Annotated in this window: 18 protein-coding genes; 12 read left to right on the top strand and 6 right to left on the bottom strand. The window is 73.5% G+C overall.

Annotated elements, in window-relative coordinates:
- A partial coding sequence (locus ABZ565_RS34675) for a methylmalonyl-CoA mutase family protein (RefSeq protein ID WP_361036159.1) occupies positions 1-239 on the bottom strand: 239 nt, incomplete at its 3' end.
- Positions 239-2,095, bottom strand: a complete 1,857-nt coding sequence (mutA, locus tag ABZ565_RS34670) for a methylmalonyl-CoA mutase small subunit (RefSeq protein WP_361036156.1) — start codon at positions 2,093-2,095, stop codon at positions 239-241. The genes mutA and ABZ565_RS34675, both read right to left, overlap by 1 nt.
- 194 nt (positions 2,096-2,289) lie before the next feature.
- Between mutA and ABZ565_RS34665 the strand changes: the two genes are divergently transcribed.
- The 3 genes from ABZ565_RS34665 to ABZ565_RS34655 all read left to right on the top strand — a co-directional run bounded on the left by ABZ565_RS34665 (position 2,290) and on the right by ABZ565_RS34655 (position 4,109).
- Positions 2,290-2,718: a DUF6325 family protein gene (locus tag ABZ565_RS34665; RefSeq protein WP_361036153.1), complete on the top strand. Its 429-nt coding sequence runs from the start codon at positions 2,290-2,292 to the stop codon at positions 2,716-2,718.
- 50 nt (positions 2,719-2,768) lie between these two features.
- A complete protein-coding gene (locus tag ABZ565_RS34660; protein WP_361036149.1) occupies positions 2,769-3,059 on the top strand; it encodes an SHOCT domain-containing protein in 291 nt (96 codons plus the stop codon).
- A gap of 246 nt (positions 3,060-3,305) precedes the next feature.
- Positions 3,306-4,109, top strand: a complete 804-nt coding sequence (locus tag ABZ565_RS34655; RefSeq protein ID WP_361036146.1) for a tyrosine-protein phosphatase — start codon at positions 3,306-3,308, stop codon at positions 4,107-4,109.
- Positions 4,110-4,191: 82 nt separating this feature from the next.
- On the opposite strand, the gene ABZ565_RS34650 is transcribed toward ABZ565_RS34655, so the two are convergent.
- Positions 4,192-4,800 (bottom strand): hypothetical protein, encoded by a 609-nt coding sequence (locus tag ABZ565_RS34650; RefSeq protein ID WP_361036143.1) that lies wholly within the window; start codon positions 4,798-4,800, stop codon positions 4,192-4,194.
- Positions 4,797-5,384, bottom strand: coding sequence for a hypothetical protein (locus ABZ565_RS34645; RefSeq protein WP_361036140.1), 588 nt, complete (start codon positions 5,382-5,384; stop codon positions 4,797-4,799). The genes ABZ565_RS34650 and ABZ565_RS34645 overlap by 4 nt, the downstream gene beginning before the upstream one ends.
- 216 nt (positions 5,385-5,600) lie before the next feature.
- Here ABZ565_RS34645 and ABZ565_RS34640 point away from each other — a divergent pair, with 216 nt between their 5' ends.
- Together ABZ565_RS34640 and ABZ565_RS34635 are read left to right on the top strand one after the other, a co-directional pair.
- Positions 5,601-6,005, top strand: a complete 405-nt coding sequence (locus tag ABZ565_RS34640) for a DUF1992 domain-containing protein (RefSeq protein WP_361036137.1) — start codon at positions 5,601-5,603, stop codon at positions 6,003-6,005.
- Between the two features lie 45 nt (positions 6,006-6,050).
- Positions 6,051-6,542, top strand: a complete 492-nt coding sequence (locus tag ABZ565_RS34635; RefSeq protein WP_361036134.1) for a GNAT family N-acetyltransferase — start codon at positions 6,051-6,053, stop codon at positions 6,540-6,542.
- 10 nt (positions 6,543-6,552) lie between these two features.
- Here ABZ565_RS34635 and ABZ565_RS34630 read toward each other — a convergent pair whose 3' ends face one another.
- Both ABZ565_RS34630 and ABZ565_RS34625 read right to left on the bottom strand, forming a co-directional pair.
- Positions 6,553-7,380 (bottom strand): VOC family protein, encoded by an 828-nt coding sequence (locus tag ABZ565_RS34630; RefSeq protein WP_361036132.1) that lies wholly within the window; start codon positions 7,378-7,380, stop codon positions 6,553-6,555.
- A 125-nt stretch (positions 7,381-7,505) separates the two neighbouring features.
- Complete coding sequence (locus ABZ565_RS34625; RefSeq protein WP_361036129.1) at positions 7,506-7,838, bottom strand: DUF6479 family protein; 333 nt, start codon at positions 7,836-7,838, stop codon at positions 7,506-7,508.
- 207 nt (positions 7,839-8,045) lie between these two features.
- Between ABZ565_RS34625 and ABZ565_RS34620 the strand changes: the two genes are divergently transcribed.
- The 7 genes from ABZ565_RS34620 (at position 8,046) to ABZ565_RS34590 (ending at position 16,940) form a co-directional block, all read left to right on the top strand.
- Complete coding sequence (locus ABZ565_RS34620; protein ID WP_361036126.1) at positions 8,046-8,438, top strand: hypothetical protein; 393 nt, start codon at positions 8,046-8,048, stop codon at positions 8,436-8,438.
- A 93-nt stretch (positions 8,439-8,531) separates the two neighbouring features.
- Complete coding sequence (locus ABZ565_RS34615) at positions 8,532-9,104, top strand: 2Fe-2S iron-sulfur cluster-binding protein (RefSeq protein ID WP_361036123.1); 573 nt, start codon at positions 8,532-8,534, stop codon at positions 9,102-9,104.
- The gene (locus ABZ565_RS34610; RefSeq protein WP_361036120.1) at positions 9,101-10,087 is read left to right on the top strand and encodes a xanthine dehydrogenase family protein subunit M; all 987 of its coding nucleotides are present in this window, start codon (positions 9,101-9,103) and stop codon (positions 10,085-10,087) included. Before ABZ565_RS34615 ends, ABZ565_RS34610 begins: the two co-directional genes overlap by 4 nt.
- A gap of 18 nt (positions 10,088-10,105) precedes the next feature.
- The gene (locus ABZ565_RS34605; protein WP_361036117.1) at positions 10,106-12,205 is read left to right on the top strand and encodes a xanthine dehydrogenase family protein molybdopterin-binding subunit; all 2,100 of its coding nucleotides are present in this window, start codon (positions 10,106-10,108) and stop codon (positions 12,203-12,205) included.
- A 193-nt stretch (positions 12,206-12,398) separates the two neighbouring features.
- Positions 12,399-12,926, top strand: coding sequence for an ATP-binding protein (locus ABZ565_RS34600; protein WP_361036114.1), 528 nt, complete (start codon positions 12,399-12,401; stop codon positions 12,924-12,926).
- Between the two features lie 179 nt (positions 12,927-13,105).
- Positions 13,106-14,518, top strand: a complete 1,413-nt coding sequence (locus ABZ565_RS34595) for an NADP-dependent succinic semialdehyde dehydrogenase (protein ID WP_361036111.1) — start codon at positions 13,106-13,108, stop codon at positions 14,516-14,518.
- A 43-nt stretch (positions 14,519-14,561) separates the two neighbouring features.
- Positions 14,562-16,940, top strand: a complete 2,379-nt coding sequence (locus tag ABZ565_RS34590) for a phosphoketolase family protein (RefSeq protein ID WP_361036108.1) — start codon at positions 14,562-14,564, stop codon at positions 16,938-16,940.
- Positions 16,941-17,065 lie beyond the last annotated feature (125 nt).

The raw sequence follows: 17,065 nt of genomic DNA, 5'->3' as shown, positions 1-17,065 counted from the left end.
GTCGGATACGGACCCCGCAGAAACGGCGCGATCCCGGGGTACGTACCCAGGAAATCCACACCCTCCAGGTCACGCCCGGTGTACAACGGCTTGACCGCGATGCCTTCGGGGGTCTCCCACACCAGGTCGCCGGCCGAGCTGCCGGAGGACTCCTTGACCGCGGCGCGCCACTGGTCCTCGGTGGCCCCGGGGGCGCCGCCCGGCCCGAGCCCGATGTCGGAGAAGTCGGGGATACGCATTACGCCACACCCATCCGGTCGAGAAGGGAAGAGAGCACGGCCACCGCGTCGCAGCCGGCGAAGACGTACTCGTCGACACCGTCGTACGCGCCGGCCCGGCCCGCCAGATACACGCGCCGCGCACCCGCCGCGACCAGCGCCGCGGCGACCTCCGCCGCCTGTTCGGCGTAGAGCGCGTCGCTGGAGCACAGGCACGCCACGTCCGCCCCCGAGGCGGCGAACGCCCCGGCCACCGACGACGCGTCCACCCGCACCGGCTCGTGCACCGGCTCGACACCGCCCGCCTGGAACAGGTTGGAGGCGAAGGAGACCCGCGCGGTGTGCACCGCCGCCGGGCCGAGCGCGGCGATGAACACGCGCGGCCTGCTCCCGGTCGCCGCGAGATGGGCGTCCGAGCGGACCCGCAGCGCCTCGAACGCCTCGTCGCGCCGGACGACCGGAAGGCCGCCACGGGAGGGGGCCGCCGGGAACGGCTCGCGCTCCACCGGTCGTTCGGCCAGCAGCGGGAACTCGCTCACCCCGGTCACCGGCTCCTTGCGCCGCGCCAGGTCCTTGCCGCGCTCCGCCCAGGTCGCCGCGATCCGGTCCCTGACCAGCCCCGAGCCCAGAGCCGCGGCCTGGCCGCCCGCCCGCTCGATCTCCTGGAAGAAGGCCCAGGCCGCCTCCGCGAGTTCGTCGGTCAGCCGCTCCACGTACCAGGAACCGCCCGCCGGGTCGATGACCCGGGCCAGGTGCGACTCCTCCAGCAGGATCGTGGAGGTGTTACGGGCGATGCGCCGGGCGAACGCGTCGGGCAGGCCCAGCGCGTGATCGAACGGCAGCACGGTCACCGCGTCGGCCCCGCCGACGCCCGCGCCGAGGCTCGCCAGCGTGGTCCGCAGCATGTTCACCCACGGATCGCGGCGCGTCATCATGACCGGCGACGTCACCGCGTGCTGCCGCTGCGCCCCGGCGTCCGGGGCCCCGCAGACCTCGGCGACCCGCGCCCACAGCCGCCGCGCCGCCCGCATCTTCGCGATGGTCAGGAACTGGTCGGCGGTCGCCGCGTACCGGAACTCCAGCTGCCCGCACGCCGCTTCGACGTCGAGCCCGCCCTCGGTCAGTGCCCGCAGATAGGCGACGCCCGTGGCCAGCGAGGTGCCCAGCTCCTGGGCCGCCGAGCCGCCCGCCTCGTGATACGGCATCGCGTCCACGACGACCGCGCGCAGCCCGGGATACTCCTCGGCGCACCGCCGCGCCCAGCGGACGGCCTCCGCCAGGTCGGGCTCGGTGCCCTCGCGCGCGGCGCGCCCCAGCGGATCGGCGCCGAGACTGCCCCGTACCTGGCCGGCCGGGACACCGCGCTCCGCGTGCAGCCGCAGCAACTCGGTGGCCGCGGCGTCCAGTTCCGCGCCCGCGTCCAGGACGACGGGCGCCAGGTCGAGCAGGACGCCGTCGAGCGCCCGCTCCAGACCGGAGACCGGCACGCCGTCGGTGGAACCGACGGCCAGCCACAGCGAGGTGACGCCGTTCTCCAGGTCGGCGAGCACGGCCTCGTTGAGCCGGACGGGATCGGTGAACGCGTGCCGCTGCCGTACGCCCCAGCCGTCCGTCGTACACCCTTCGGGCTTGCTGCCGCGGGTGAACGGGGCGAAGCCCGGGAGGCCGGCATCGGGCGCGTCGTCGCGCGAGGTGTAGAGGGGCCGGGTGATGAGCCCGTCCTCCACCGTGGTGGACAGTGCTTCCTCGGCGGCCGGTCCCGACACGTCCTTGCCCGATTTGCGCAGCACACCTTCGACGAGGCTCTGCCACTGCTCATGGGCGGGGTCGGGGAATCCGGCGGCCAGCGGAAGCCCGTCAGCAGGCTGGACCGTCATGGCCCAGATGCTAGGACAGCTCCCGGGGGAGGAGCAGTGCGTCGGCCTGTGACCTTGCCCTCCCTCAGTGCACTTGATCCTTTACTTACCGTCGCGTAGCCATGGATTCCGCTATGCGGTCTTTTGCCGCAGTGCGGGGTGGAATGCCCGAAGTTATGCTGCTGCCAATCGATTCATGCGGAGAGGACGCGCCCGTGACCGTGGGACCAGTGGAGTACCTCGTCGTCGCCTTTCCCGGCAGCCGGTTCACCGGGGCCATCGCGCCGGCGCTGGCCGACGCGGTCGCGTCGAAGGCGGTGCGCATTCTGGATCTGACCTTCGTGCAGAGGGCCGAGGACGGCACCGTCCAGGCCGTCGAGCTGGATGATCTGGACCCCGACGACCTGGTGTCCTTCGAGCCGGTCGAGGGCGAGGTCAGCGGCATGCTGAGCAGTGAGGACATCCGGCTGCTCGGCCGGCGCGTGCCGCCGGGGAGCTCCGCCGCCCTGATCGTGTGGGAGGACCTGTGGGCCGTCCCGCTGACCGAGGCCGTCCGGGCGTCGGGCGGACAGGTCATCGCCCACGAACGGATTCCCGCCGCGGTCGCGGAGGCCGCCGCCTCCGCCGCCGGTCACGACAGCTGACGCCCGTACCGGAAAGGGAACACGCCATGCCGATCTTCCGAGGACCCGGAATGAACCGCCGCGGACCCGGCCTCCTCGGGGCCGCAGCCCGTACGGCCGTCGTCGCCGGCACCGCGTCCGCCGTCTCCGGGCGGGTCCAGCAGCGCCAGCAGGCCAGGTTCGCGCAGCAGGAGGCGGAGCAGTACGCCGCCCAGCAGCCGCCTCCGCCCGCCGCGTCGCCGGCCGCCGCGCCCGGAGAGGACATGATCGGGCAGTTGGAGCGGCTGGCCGCGCTGAAGCAGCAGGGCATTCTGACCGACGCCGAATTCGAGGCCCAGAAGGCCCGCCTGCTGGCCGGGTGAGCACGGGGTCGCGGGGCGCCCCGCCCCGTGGCCCTCTTCCCGCCTGCGTGCGTTCCGGCGACGCCCGGCCGGGAGACCGCTGCGAACGACGCGTACCGAGGGCCGCTCGCGGAGCCCCCGCCTGCCCGCGCGGCCGATCGATGATCCCCGGCGTTTTACTTTGTCGATGTGACGACATCATGCGACTTTTGATCCGGCCAGGCCGAAATCACTTCGGATGCGCGCCGGGAAAAGAGGAAATCCATCGTGCAAACCGTCAGGGCCGTCCCGACCGCCTCCGCCCTCAATCTGCGCGATCTCGGCGGCATCACCCTGGGCCCGGACCGGCAGGTCCGGCCGGGCGTGGTGCTGCGCTCCGGCCGGCTCGGCGGCCTGGACCCGGTGGACGCCGCGGCCGTGGCCGCCCTCGGCATCCGTACGGTCGTCGACCTGCGGACCGCCGATGAGCGGCGCTCGGCCCCGGACGCCCTGCCGCCGGGGGCCCGGCTCTTCGTCGCCGACGTGCTGGGCGACAACCCGGGCGTGACGCCCGCGCGGTTCCGCGCGCTGCTCGCCGACCCCGTCGAGGCCGAGCGGCTGCTGGGCAACGGCAAGGCCGAGGAAGCGGTCGCGCAGTCGTACCGGCAGCTGGTGCTCTCGCCGGGGGCCGCGGCCGCGTACCGCGCCTTCATCGACACGGCCGCCGACCCCGCCGCGCGGCCGGTGCTCTTCCACTGCGCCACCGGCAAGGACCGCGCCGGCTGGGGAGCCGCCCTGCTGCTCCTCATTCTCGGCGCCTCGCGCGATGCCGTGCGGCAGGAGTTCCTCGCGGTGAACCCGGTGCTGCGGGTCGTCGGACGCCCGTACGTACAGGGATTCCTCGACGCGGGCGGCGATCCGGAGATCGCCTCGGCGATCATCGAGGTCCGCCCCCGCTACCTCGAAACGGCCTTGGCCGCCATGGACGAGCGCTGGGGCGGTCTGGACGGCTACGTACGCGACTGCCTGCGCGTCCCCGGCCCCACGCTGCGACGCCTGCGCAGCGAACTGGTCGTTTACACCGGCCCGTAGGGCTCGCCGCTCGCCTCCCAGAACAGCCCGCTGCCCCGGCACGCACGTGCGTGCCGGGGCAGCCTTCGTCCAGAGCTTTGTGTCAGACCTTCAGGAGCCGTTCCGTGAGGTCGCGGTAGTGCTGGAGCGTGATCCGCAGTTCCTCGGTCCGGGCTCCGGGGTCGCCGCCGTCCCGGTCGCCGACATGCAGGCTGCTGCGGCGCTCCTTGAGCGCGTCGGTGAGGCCGGCGACCACCGCGTCGAACGTGGACTCGGCCTCCTCCACCGCCCGGTGCGGGCTCTCCACGAAGTCGGTCACCGCCTGGTGCAGCCGGTGGGCCAGCCTGTCCTGGTCGCCGGCCGGCAGGAGGCGGCCGGCGCCGTCGTGCGCGCTGTGCGTCCGGCCGTCACGGTCCGGGTTGTGCGGGGCCGTCGTACGGAAGGTCCGCGTGTCGGTGTCCCTGTCCGAGTCCGTCGTAGGGGCCGGGGTGTCCGGTCGCCCCGCACTGCCCATGTCCTTGTGCCCGAGGTCCTTCTCGGACAGCGGGACGGGCGCGGCGGCCGGGGGATAGGAGGGTGCCGTCCGGGGCGGGCGGGCCGAGGCGTCGTCGGAGAAGCGCGGGGACCCGCTGCCGGCGGCCCGGTCCCCGGTGACCGGGCGGCTCGTGGGGGCGGCCGGGGGCCGCGGGGTGGGGTCGGTGTCCTTGGTCATGCCCTGCCACTTCCTTCCGCGTGGTGGTGCTTGTCCCGGCGGACCGGGCGGTCCGTGCCGTTCGATACGAGGACGTCGAAGAGGCCTCGGGCCTCGACCAGCGCCGTCCGCAGCTGCTCCGTGTCACCCTCGCCGCGCTTGGCGGCGTGCACGCGCCGGTAGCCGTGGACGTGCTCGGCGTGGTGGACGGAGAGGGCGTCGGTCTGCTCGTCGAAGTCCTTGCCGTCGGGGAAGCCCAGATCCCGGGCCAGCTCCGCGAGGAGCGTGTCGGCCTCGGCCACCGCCTGCTGCGGCGCGTCGACGAACCGGTCCTGGACCCCCGCCCAGCGTGCGAGGTACCGCTCCCGCTCCTCGGGCGTCAGCTCGCGCTCGTCCAGCGAGCCGTGCCGCTTCAGCCGTTCGTTCAGTTCGTGTTCGGCGGCCTTCGTATCGCCGCCGTGCCGGGCCACGGCGCGCTCGTACTCCGGTCCGAAACGCCGCCGCAGCCCGTGGCCGCCGTTCCTCCGGCCGAGGACGAGGAACAGTCCGGCGGCCACCACCACGACGACCGCCAGGATGATCACGAGGGTCGTCATCGTCACCACCCCCGGCGGTAGCCGGTCCGCAGGTCGCTGTGTGCCACTCCCACCATCCCCTTCGGTTCGTTGCCCGGCTCCGTCCCGGCCGGGCGTGACGCTCATGTACCCCCGCGAACGCGTTCGAGACGTGGCGCCCGCACGGCTTGCTGCTCAACGGGCTTCCCGGGGCGGCTCGGTAGGGTGTAAAGCGCCGCAGCAGGCGTACTGCGAGAGGGGCTTACGGTGACCGAGCGCAAACCCGCGGGTGTCAGCTTCGAATCATGGGTGGACCAGCAGATCCGGGAGTCCGAACGGAAGGGCGACGTCTCCAGGCTGCCCGGGTTCGGGAAGCCGATCGAGGCGCTGAGCGCCCCGTACGACGAGGCGTGGTGGATCAAGTCGAAGATGCAGCGCGAAGGGGTGTCCGTGCTGCCGCCCGCCCTGGCGCTGCGCAAGGAGGCCGAGGACATCGTCGCCGGCCTGCCGGAGATCCGGACCGAGGCCGAGGTGCGCCGGGTGCTGGCCGAGGTGAACGACAAGATCCGCGAGGCCGTCCGCAGGCCCCCGCCGGGCCCTCTGCTGAATCTGCGCCCGTTCGACGTGGACGCCCTGGTGGCGGAGTGGCGTACCGGACGCGCTGCCTCCTGAAGGGGGCGGGGCCGCTCCCCGGAAGGGATGCGTAATACTCGCTGCATGAGATCAAGCGTTACGCCGACGGGCCGCCGGGCATCCGGCGGCCCGGTCCGCGTCCGGCGGGCGACCGCGGGCGACGCCAGGCGCCTCACCCGGCTGGTCCGGTCCTCACGCGCCTACGAGGGCCCCTACGCGCCGATGGTGGCCGGGTACCGGCTGGGGCCGGACTACATCGAGGCCCATGAGGTCTTCGTGGCCGTCCAGGAGGCGACGGACCGCGTGCTCGGCTTCTACGCGCTCATCCTGGACCCGCCCGAGCTGGACCTGCTCTTCGTCGCGGACGACGCCCAGGGCACCGGCACCGGGCGGCTGCTGATCGGCCACCTGAGGGCGGAGGCGGAGGCGCGGGGGCTGCCCGGCGTCCGCGTCGTCTCGCATCCGCCGGCGGAGGGCTTCTATCTGGCCATGGGCGCCGAGCGGACCGGTACCGTACGGGCCGCGCCGCCCGCGGTGATGTGGGACCGGCCCGAACTGCTGCTGCCGATCGCCTGAGCCGGGTCCCTCAGGCCGCGTCGGCGTCCGACGCGCGGTGGGCGTCCGTGACGGTGAAGAGCCCGCCGTCCGGGTCCAGGAGCGTCGCCTCCCGGCCCTCGGGTCGCGTGAGCTCCTCCACCAGGGACCCCCCGTGCTCGCGGGCCCGCTCCACGGCGAGGGTCACGTCGTCCACAGGGAAGTTGACCTGCCAGTGCGGGCGGACCAGCGGGTCGGGGGCGGCCTCGACGGCGCCGGAGCTGATCCGGGCCAGCTGGCGGCCCCCGCACTGGACGATCACCTCGTCCTTCGCGTACGACACCTCGCAGGCCCCTGGCTGCCCGCTCGCCCAGTCCAGCACCTCGCCGTAGAAGATCGCGGCCTCGAAGGCGCTCCGGGTGCGCAGCCGCAGCCAGGCGTGCGCGTGTCCGTCCGGGGCGGGCGGCGACGTCGCCGGCGCGGTCCGCTCCCAGATGCCGAACCCGGCGCCGTCCCGGTCGGCGGCCAGCGCACCGCGCCCCTTGCCGAGCGTCAGGGGCCCCACGGCCACCGTGCCGCTGCGCTCCCGGATGCGGGAGGCGGCCACATCGGCGTCCCGGACGGCGAAGTAGGGCGTCCAGGCCACCGCGACCCGGAAGGCGGTGGCGACGGCCCCGATGCCGGCGACCGGTACATCGCCGCGGCGGGCCACCGAGAAGTCGTCGCCGAGCCTGCCCGGGCGGAAGCTCCAGCCCATCACAGGGCCGTAGAACTTCTGGGCGGACTCCAGATCGCGGGTCATCAGATTGACCCAGCAGGGCGCGGCGGACCCGGTCAGGGCCGCGCGCACGGGCGCCTTACCGGAGGTGCTTGGGGTCATGGTGCCACTGCCTTCATGGGGGGTGCGGCAGATGTGCCGACGGGCTTCGGGGCCGTCACCCAGCCTCGCCGGGGGCGGCCCCTCCCGCAAACGCGACGCCGCCGCCCGCCCCCGCGCGGGACCGGTCAGTCGCGCTTGTCGTCGTCCTCGTGGCGGATGGGCTCGTTGCCGTGCTCACCGAGCTCGTACGGAGACAGGCCCCGGCCGTCCGCCGGGAAGCGGTCGTCACCGTGCACGTCCGGCTTCTCCTCGTGGCTGCGGTGGGCGGGCCCGACCGGTTGCTCGTCCGGCCGGGGCGGGGGCAGCTCCTGGTCGTGCCGTCGCTTGCCCAGCAGGAAGGCGCCGATCAGCATGATCACCAGGAGCACGCCGATCACGCCCATCACGACGCCCGTAGCGCCGCGTCCGTCCGCGAGGGTGACCGCCAGGGAATTCAGGGCTCCATACGAAACGTCCATGCTTGCCGGATACCCCAGGACACAGGCGTCACTCGGGACGACGATCGAATTCATGTTTTAAGTGGATATGGGTGCCGAAAACGTTTCGGGCGGTGTGAGCCCCCGCCGGGCCGGGCACGCGGGGGAGTCCGGGCCGCTCCTGTCGCAGCCGACCGCGTGCGGGGTCAGCCTGGACAGTACGGCAATGCCCCTTCGGAAGGAGCCGCGGTGAACAGCGCACAGGACAAGCGACAGACCACGGAGGACCACCACGACCAGGAGGTGTCGGTCGTCCTCGGCGAGTGCCCCGAGGACGACGCGCGCACCGTCTTCGACGTGCTGAGGGCCGCCTTCACCACCGACCGCTCATCGGCCGACGTACCCCATGAGAGCGCGGGCAGGCGGCCCACCGCGTGGACCGCGACCGTCGACGTCTCCGAGGCCCGGGTGGTCTCGGGGTCCGTGACGCTCGGCGCCCCCGTCACGCTCGACGTGCAGGGCGGCTACCACGCCGTGGACCGGCTCCGGGGCGGGCTGGCCGACGCCTTCGCCGTCCGGGTGGTGGGCACGGTGTCGGGCGACCAGGAGGAGGAGGTGCGGCTGCGCCTGGAGAACAAGTAGGCCGAACGCCGCGTGCGGGGCCGGGGGAGAACATGGCGCCGCCCGCATCTGGTAGAAATCGGACAAAAGTGACTTCGTCGAAAGGTGTCGCGCGTGGACCCGACCAGTTCGTGGGAGGGCGGCGCCGCCGAATCGCCGGCGCCCGGCGACCTTCCCTCCGCCACCCTGACCCTGCACATCAACGGCACCGAGCGCACCCTCACCCTCGATCACCGCACCACCCTCCTGGACGCCCTGCGCCACCACCTGGACCTCACCGGGGCGAAGAAGGGCTGCGACCACGGCCAGTGCGGCGCCTGCACCGTCCTCGTGGACGGCCGCCGCGCCAACAGCTGCCTCCTGCTGGCCGTCGCCCACGACGGCTCGCGCATCACCACGGTCGAGGGCCTGGCGGACGGCGACCGGCTGCACCCGCTCCAGGAGGTGTTCCTGGAGCGCGACGCGTTCCAGTGCGGCTACTGCACACCGGGCCAGCTCTGCTCCGCCGTCGGCGTCCTCGCCGAGGCGGACCACGGCCACCCCTCGCACGTCACCCCGCACGACGCCCCCGTCGCCACCCCCGCCCGGCTCGGCCCGGAGGAGATCCGGGAGCGGATGAGCGGCAACCTCTGCCGTTGCGGTGCCTACCCGCGGATCGTCGAGGCCATCGAGGACGTGGCGTCGTGAAACCCTTCGCCTACCTGCGCGCCGAGACCGTCACCGACGCGGTACGCGCCTGCGCCGCCCACCCCGGCGCCAAGTTCCTCGGCGGCGGCACCAACCTGGTCGACCTGATGAAGCTCGGCGTGGAGACCCCCGGCATGCTGGTCGACGTCAGCCGGCTGCCGCTGGACCAGGTCACGGACACCGCCGACGGGGGCCTGCGCATCGGCGCCACCGTACGCAACAGCGACCTGGCCGCCCATCCCGCCGTACGCGTCCGCTACCCCGCCCTGTCGCAGGCGCTGCTGGCCGGCGCGTCCGGGCAGCTCCGCAACATCGCGACCACCGGCGGCAACCTCCTCCAGCGCACCCGCTGCCCCTACTTCCAGGACACGTCCAAGCCCTGCAACAAGCGCGAACCCGGCACCGGCTGCCCCGCCATCGAGGGCAACCACCGCGACCTCGCCGTCATCGGGCACTCCGAGGAGTGCGTCGCCACCCACCCCTCCGACATGGCCGTGGCCCTCGCCGCGCTCGACGCGGACGTCGTGCTGCACGGGCCGGAGGGCGAACGGACCGTCGCGGTGACCGACTTCCACCGGCTGCCCGGCGACAATCCCGACGCCGACACGGTCGTCCGGCCCGGCGAGCTCGTCACCGAAGTGCTGCTGCCTCCCCTGGCCGACGGCACGGTCTGCCTGTACCGCAAGGCCCGCGACCGCGCCTCCTATGCCTTCGCCCTGGCCTCCGTCGCCGCCGTCCTGCGCGTACGCGACGGGCACGTCGAGCACGCCGCCCTCGCGTTCGGCGGGCTCGCCCACCGCCCCTGGCGGGCCCGCGCCGCCGAGGAGATCCTGCGCGGCGCGCCCGCCACCGACGCGACGTTCCTGCGGGCCGCCGACGCGGAACTGGCCGAGGCCCGCCCGCTGCGCGACAACGCGTTCAAGGTCCGCCTGGCCCGGCACCTGGCCGTCGACGCCCTCGCCGAACTCACCGCCCGCACCTGAAGAGCCGAGGATCCCGCCATGAGCCACGCTCCCCAGCCGCTCGGCGCGCCCGCCGTCCGCCGCGAGGGCCGCGCCAAGGTGACCGGCGCCGCGCGCTACGCCGCCGAACGCGGCCTGCCCGGCTGCCTGTACGCCTGGCCGGTGCCCGCCACCGTGCCGTCCGGCCGGGTCACCGCCATCCGCACCGTCGACGCCCTCGCCCACCCCGGCGTCCACTCCGTCCTCACCCATGACAACGCACCGCGTCTCGCCGAGCCGGACGACCCCATCCTCGCCGTCCTCCAGGACGACCGGGTGCCCCACCGGGGCTGGCCCGTCGCGCTCGTCGTCGCCGACAGCCTCGCGAGCGCCCGCGCCGGAGCCGACGCCCTCCACATCACGTACGAGACGACCCCGCACGACGTCCTGCTCACCGAAAACCACCCGGGCCTCTACACCCCGGAACAGGCCAACGGCGGCTACCCCGCCGTCCGGGAACGCGGCGACTTCGACCGGGCCTTCGAGGCGTCGCCCGTACGCGTCGACGTCACGTACACCCTGCAGCCACTGCACAACCACCCCATGGAGCCGCACGCCTCGACCGCCCACTGGTCGCCCGCGGGGCACCTCACCGTCCACGACTCCAGCCAGGGCGCCACCAAGGTGCGCGACAGCCTCGCCGCCGCCTTCGGGATCGGGACCGACCGGGTCACCGCCGTCTCCGAGCACGTCGGCGGCGGCTTCGGCTCCAAGGGCACCCCGCGCCCGCAGGCCGTGCTCGCCGCGATGGCCGCCCTGCACACCGGCCACCCCGTCGAACTCGCCCTTCCCAGGCGGCAGATGCCCGCTCTCGTCGGGCACCGGGCGCCCACCGTGCAGCGCGTCAGGCTCGGCGCCGATGCCGACGGCACGCTCACCTCGGTCGCCCAGGAGATCATCACCCACACCTCCAGGGTCAAGGAGTTCGTGGAGCAGGCCGCCGTACCCGCCCGCGTCATGTACGGCTCGCCGCACAGCCGCACCACGCACCGGGTCACCGCCCTCGACGTGCCCAGCCCGTCGTGGATGCGCGCCCCGGGCGAGGCTCCCGGGATGTACGCCCTCGAATCCGCCATGGACGAACTCGCGGCGGAACTCGGCGTCGACCCCGTCGAACTGCGGCTGCGCAACGACCCGGCCGACGAGCCCGACTCCGGCAAGCCCTTCAGCAGCCGCGGCCTGGCCGCCTGCCTGCGCGAGGGCGCCGAACGCTTCGGCTGGGCCGGGCGCGACCCCGCCCCCGGCGTCCGCCGCGAGGGCGCCCGGCTGCTCGGCACGGGCGTCGCCTCGGCCACGTACCCCGTATACGCCAGTGCCGCCCACGCCTCCGCGCACGCCGCCCCCGACGGCACCTACCGCATCGCCGTCAACGCCACGGACATCGGCACCGGCGCCCGCACCGTCCTCGCGCAGATCGCCGCCGAGGTGCTGGGCGCGCCGCTGGACGACGTGGCCATCGACATCGGCGACAGCGACCTGCCCGACGCCCCGCTGGCCGGTGGCTCCTCCGGCACCGCCTCCTGGGGCTGGGCCGTGCACAAGGCCGCCTCCGGGCTCGCGGAACGGCTCGCCGCGCGCGGCGAGCCGCTGCCCGTCGAAGGGGTGACCGTCACCGTCGACACCACCGAGGAGACCGCAGAGGAATCCCCGTACGCCCGTCACGCCTTCGGGGCGCACTTCGCCGAGGTCGCCGTCGACACCCGCACCGGCGAGGTCCGGGTGCGCCGCATGCTCGGTGTCTTCGCGGCCGGCCGCATCCTCAACTCCCGGACCGCGCGCTCCCAGTTCATCGGCGGAATGACCATGGGCATCGGAATGGCGCTGACCGAGGGCTCCACCCTGGACCCGGTCCACGGCGACTTCACCGAGTGCGACCTCGCCTCGTACCACGTCCCCGTCTGCGCCGACGTGGCCGCCGTCGACGCGCACTGGATCGAGGAGGACGACCCCCACCTCAACCCCATGGGCAGCAAGGGCATCGGCGAGATCGGCATCGTCGGCGCCGCCGCAGCCCTCGGGAACGCCTTCCGGCACGCGACCGGAGCCCGCGTGCGCACCCTGCCCCTCACGCCCGACCGGGTGCTCACCCACCTGGCCTGACCCCCGGCCGCGCATTCCCCGTCCGCGCGAAAGCGCTGGTCACCGGGGGTGCGCGGCCCGAAATGTTGCGCGACCGGCCCAGTCGGGTCACCCTGTGGAGTGACCCAGAAGAGACATCTGCTCACTCTTCGTATTCGGGGGTCGTTGGTTCAACGAGGCGAAGTCGTGGGCCTCGATGTGAGGAGCCTCGACGATGACCGTTCCACTCGACCGGCACTATCTGGTCGAACTCCAGGTTTCCGCAGAGCGTGTGGACCAGCTGCGACGCATAATCGCGGCCCACCTGCGCCACTGGAGTCTCGAACTCCACGTACGGCCCGTGTGCCGTGCCGTGGAGGAGCTGCTGACCAATGTCCACCGGCACGTCGGTGACGACAACCGCTGCGTCGTCGAACTCCGCTGGTCCGGACGGCACCTCACGGTCTCCGTCGCCGACAACGGCTCCGAGATGCCGCGGCTCCTCCACGAGGGCGGCGGCCTGAGCCGGGTCATGGCCCTCAGCGACAGCTGGGGCACCTGCCGGACCGCCGAGGGCAAGGTCGTCTGGTTCACCCGGTACGCCCAGGAGCCGCAGCACATCGAGCTGGTGCCGCTGCCGCCGCTGCCCGGCGTACGCGAGTTCCGCCGCCCGCCGGCCGTGGTCGCGGAGATCCCCGACCCCGTCGCGGCCGGCGCCGACGAGACCGTCCCCGTCCCCGACGCCGCCCCGGCGCTCGTCTGAGACGTACGGCCCCGCCCCCGCACCGCAGGCCCCGGCCGGCGCGGATCGCATGCCCCGAGCGTGCATGATCCGCGCCGGCCGGGTATGCGGTGGCGGGGGCAGTGCCGTGTCACGGCCCGCGTTGCGGGCGGGCCCGCCGCGCGGCACGGTCGAAGTACCGAGGCAAGGAGGCCACAGTCATGCCCATCGCGACGGTCAACCCCGCGAACGGCGAGACGCTCAGGACGTTCGACGCGCTGGAGGACGACGAGATCGAGAAGCGGATCGCCGCGGCCGACGCGGCCTTCCGCGACCACCGCACCACCACGTTCGCCGAACGGGCCCGGCTGCTCAACCGGGCCGCCGACCTCCTGGACGAGGACCAGCGGGACATCGCGCGCACCATGACCCTGGAGATGGGCAAGCCCATCACGGCCGCCCGCGCCGAGGCCGCGAAGTGTGCCAAGGCGATGCGCTGGTACGCCGCACGGGCCGAGGGACTCCTCGCCGACGAGCACCCCGCCGCCGGCGACGTGGAGGACTCCGGCGCGGTGCGCGCGTACGTCCGCTACCGGCCGCTCGGCCCGGTCCTCGCCGTGATGCCGTGGAACTTCCCGCTGTGGCAGGTCGTGCGCTTCGCCGCCCCCGCCCTGATGGCCGGCAACACGGGCCTGCTGAAGCACGCGTCGAACGTGCCGCAGACCGCGCTGTACCTCGGCGACCTCTTCCACCGCGCCGGCTTCCCGCCCGGCTGCTTCCAGACCCTCCTCGTGGGCTCCAAGGCCGTCGAGGGCATCCTGCGCGACCGCCGGGTGGCCGCCGCGACGCTCACCGGCAGCGAACCGGCCGGCCGCTCCGTCGCCTCCATCGCCGGCGACGAGGTCAAGCACACCGTCCTGGAACTCGGCGGCAGCGACCCCTACCTGGTCCTGCCCTCGGCGGACGTCGCCAAGGCCGCCCGCACCGCCGTCACCGCCCGCGCCCAGAACAACGGCCAGTCGTGCATCGCCGCCAAGCGGTTCATCGTGCACACCGAGGTGTACGAGGAGTTCGCGGAACGCTTCACCGTGGGCATGCGGGAGCTGACCGTGGGCGACCCGCTGGAGGAGTCCACCGACGTCGGGCCGATCGCCATGGAACAGGGGCGCGCGGACCTGGAGGAGCTGGTGGACGACGCGGTGGACCGGGGCGCCGAGGCGCTGTGCGGCGGCGGACGCCCCGAGGGCCTGGGCGGCGGGCTGGAGAACGGCTGGTTCTACGCGCCCACCGTCCTCGCCGGCATCACACCCGAGATGCGCATCCACCGCGAGGAGACCTTCGGCCCGGTCGCCACCCTCTACCGCGTGGACAGCCTGGACGAGGCCGTCACGGTCGCCAACGACACCTCCTTCGGGCTCAGTTCCAACGTCTGGACCCGCGACGCCGCCGAGGCCGACCGCTGCGTCCGGGACCTCCAGGCCGGCGGCGTCTTCTTCAACGGCATGACCGCCTCCCACCCCGCGCTGCCCTTCGGCGGGGTGAAGCGCTCGGGCTACGGGCGTGAACTCGCCGGGCACGGCATCCGCGAGTTCTGCAACGCCACCACCGTCTGGTACGGCTCCGAGCCCCGGTGACCGTACGCGCGACGCCCCGAACCAGCCCTGCCGAGAGGTCACCATGAGCGACGCCCCACCGCGGCCCGGCCCGTCCGACCAGGAACTCGACGCGCTGGACGCGCACTGGCGGGCCGCCAACTACCTGGCCGTCGGGCAGATCTACCTGATGGACAACCCCCTGCTGACCCGGCCGCTCGCTCCCGAGCACATCAAACCCCGGCTGCTCGGGCACTGGGGCACCTCGCCCGGGCTCAACCTCGTCTACACCCACCTCAACCGCCTCATCAGCGCGCGCGGCACACCGGCACTGTGCATCTGGGGCCCCGGCCACGGCGGGCCCGCCGTCCTCGCCGGCTCCTGGCTCGAAGGCAGCTACTCGGAGGCGTACCCGGACGTCAGCAGGGACGCGGAGGGCATGGGACGGCTGTTCAAGCAGTTCTCGTTCCCCGGCGGCGTCCCCAGCCATGTCGCCCCCGAGACCCCCGGCTCCATCCACGAGGGCGGTGAACTCGGCTACTCCCTCGCCCACGCCTACGGCGCCGCCCTCGACCACCCCGAGTTGCTGGTCACCTGCGTCATCGGCGACGGCGAGGCGGAGACCGGGCCGCTCGCCGGGTCCTGGCACGCCAACAAGTTCCTCGACCCGGTCCACGACGGGGCCGTCCTGCCCGTCCTCCACCTCAACGGCTACAAGATCGCCAACCCGACGGTGCTCGCCCGCCTCCCGCAGACCGAGCTCGACGCCCTGCTGCGCGGCTACGGGCACGACCCCCTCTACGTGGAGGGCGACGAGCCGCGCGCGGTGCACCGGGCGATGGCCCTCGCCATGGACCGCGCCGCCGACCGCATCGCGGAGATCCAGACCGCCGCCCGCGCCGGCGGCGACACCGACCGCCCACGCTGGCCGATGATCGTGCTGCGCACCCCCAAGGGCTGGACGGGGCCCGCCGAGGTCGACGGGCTGCCCGTCGAAGGCACCTGGCGCGCCCACCAGGTCCCGCTGCCCGGCGTCCGCGACAACCCGGACCACCTGCGCCAGCTGGAGGCGTGGCTCCGGTCCTACCGGCCGGACGAGCTCTTCGACGCGGAGGGCCGCCCGACCGCACAGGTCCTCGCCTGCGTCCCCGGCGGCGCAGCCCGCCTCGGCGCCACCCCGTACGCCAACGGCGGCCTGCTCCTGCGCGACCTGCCCGTCCCGGACCTCGACGGATACGCCGTCCCCGTGGACCGGCCGGGCACCACGCTCCGGGAGCCCACGCGCGTCCTGGGCGGTCTCCTCGAAGCGGTCATGGCGGCGACTGCGGACCGCAGGGACTTCCGGCTCGTAGGACCCGACGAGACGGCCTCCAACCGGCTCGACGCCGTCTACGAGGCCAGCGGCAAGGCATGGCAGGCCCGCACGCTCCCGACCGACGAGCACCTCGCCCGGGACGGCAGGGTCATGGAGGTCCTGTCCGAGCACCTGTGCCAGGGCTGGCTGGAGGGCTACCTGCTGACCGGCCGGCACGGACTGTTCTCCTGCTACGAGGCGTTCGCGCACATCGTGGACTCGATGGTCAACCAGCACATCAAGTGGCTGCGCACCTCCCGCCGCCTCGCCTGGCGCCGCCCCATCGCCTCCCTGAACTACCTGCTCACCTCGCACGTCTGGCGCCAGGACCACAACGGCTTCTCGCACCAGGACCCGGGGTTCGTGGACCACATCCTCAACAAGAGCCCCGAAGTCGTACGCGTCTACCTGCCGCCCGACACCAACACCCTGCTCTCCGTCGCCGACCACGCCCTGCGCAGCCGGGACTACGTCAACGTCATCGTGGCCGGCAAGCAGCCCGGGTTCGACTGGCTCACCCTCGACCAGGCCCGGGTGCACTGCGCGCGCGGCGCCGGCCTCTGGGAGTGGGCGGGCACGGAGGACGGCAGCCGCGAGCCCGACGTCGTCCTGGCCTGCGCCGGTGACGTACCCACGCTGGAGACCCTGGCCGCCGCCCAGCTGCTGCGGCGCCATCTGCCGGAGCTGGCGGTGCGGGTGGTCAACGTGGTCGACATGGCCCGGCTCATGCCGCACTCCGAGCACCCGCACGGCATGCCGGACTCCGAGTACGACGCGCTGTTCACCAGGGGCAAGCCGGTCATCTTCGCGTACCACGGCTACCCGTGGCTGATCCACCGGCTGGCCTACCGCCGCGCCGGGCACGGCGACCTGCATGTGCGGGGCTACAAGGAGGAGGGCACGACCACCACGCCCTTCGACATGGTGGTCCGCAACGACCTCGACCGCTACCGGCTGGTCATGGACGTCATCGACCGGGTCCCCGGCCTGGGCGTGCGCGCCGTGGCGGTGCGTCAGGAGATGGCGGACACCCGCACCCGGCACCACGCCTGGATCCGCGAACACGGCACGGACCTGCCCGAGGTGGCCAACTGGTCCTGGGAGGGCTGAACCGCCGCACGGCATACGGCGTGGGCCCGTGAAAAGGGCTCCGGCGGCGGGCTGTGGCGGTCGCGGCGTACCGAACGGGTCCGGCACTTGAACCAGTTCGCTTTGTAGCCCCACCACCGCCTTGT

Source organism: Streptomyces sp. NPDC016469 (genome assembly GCF_040632905.1).
GTDB lineage: Bacteria > Actinomycetota > Actinomycetes > Streptomycetales > Streptomycetaceae > Streptomyces.
This window is presented reverse-complemented; position numbering and strand designations above follow the sequence as displayed.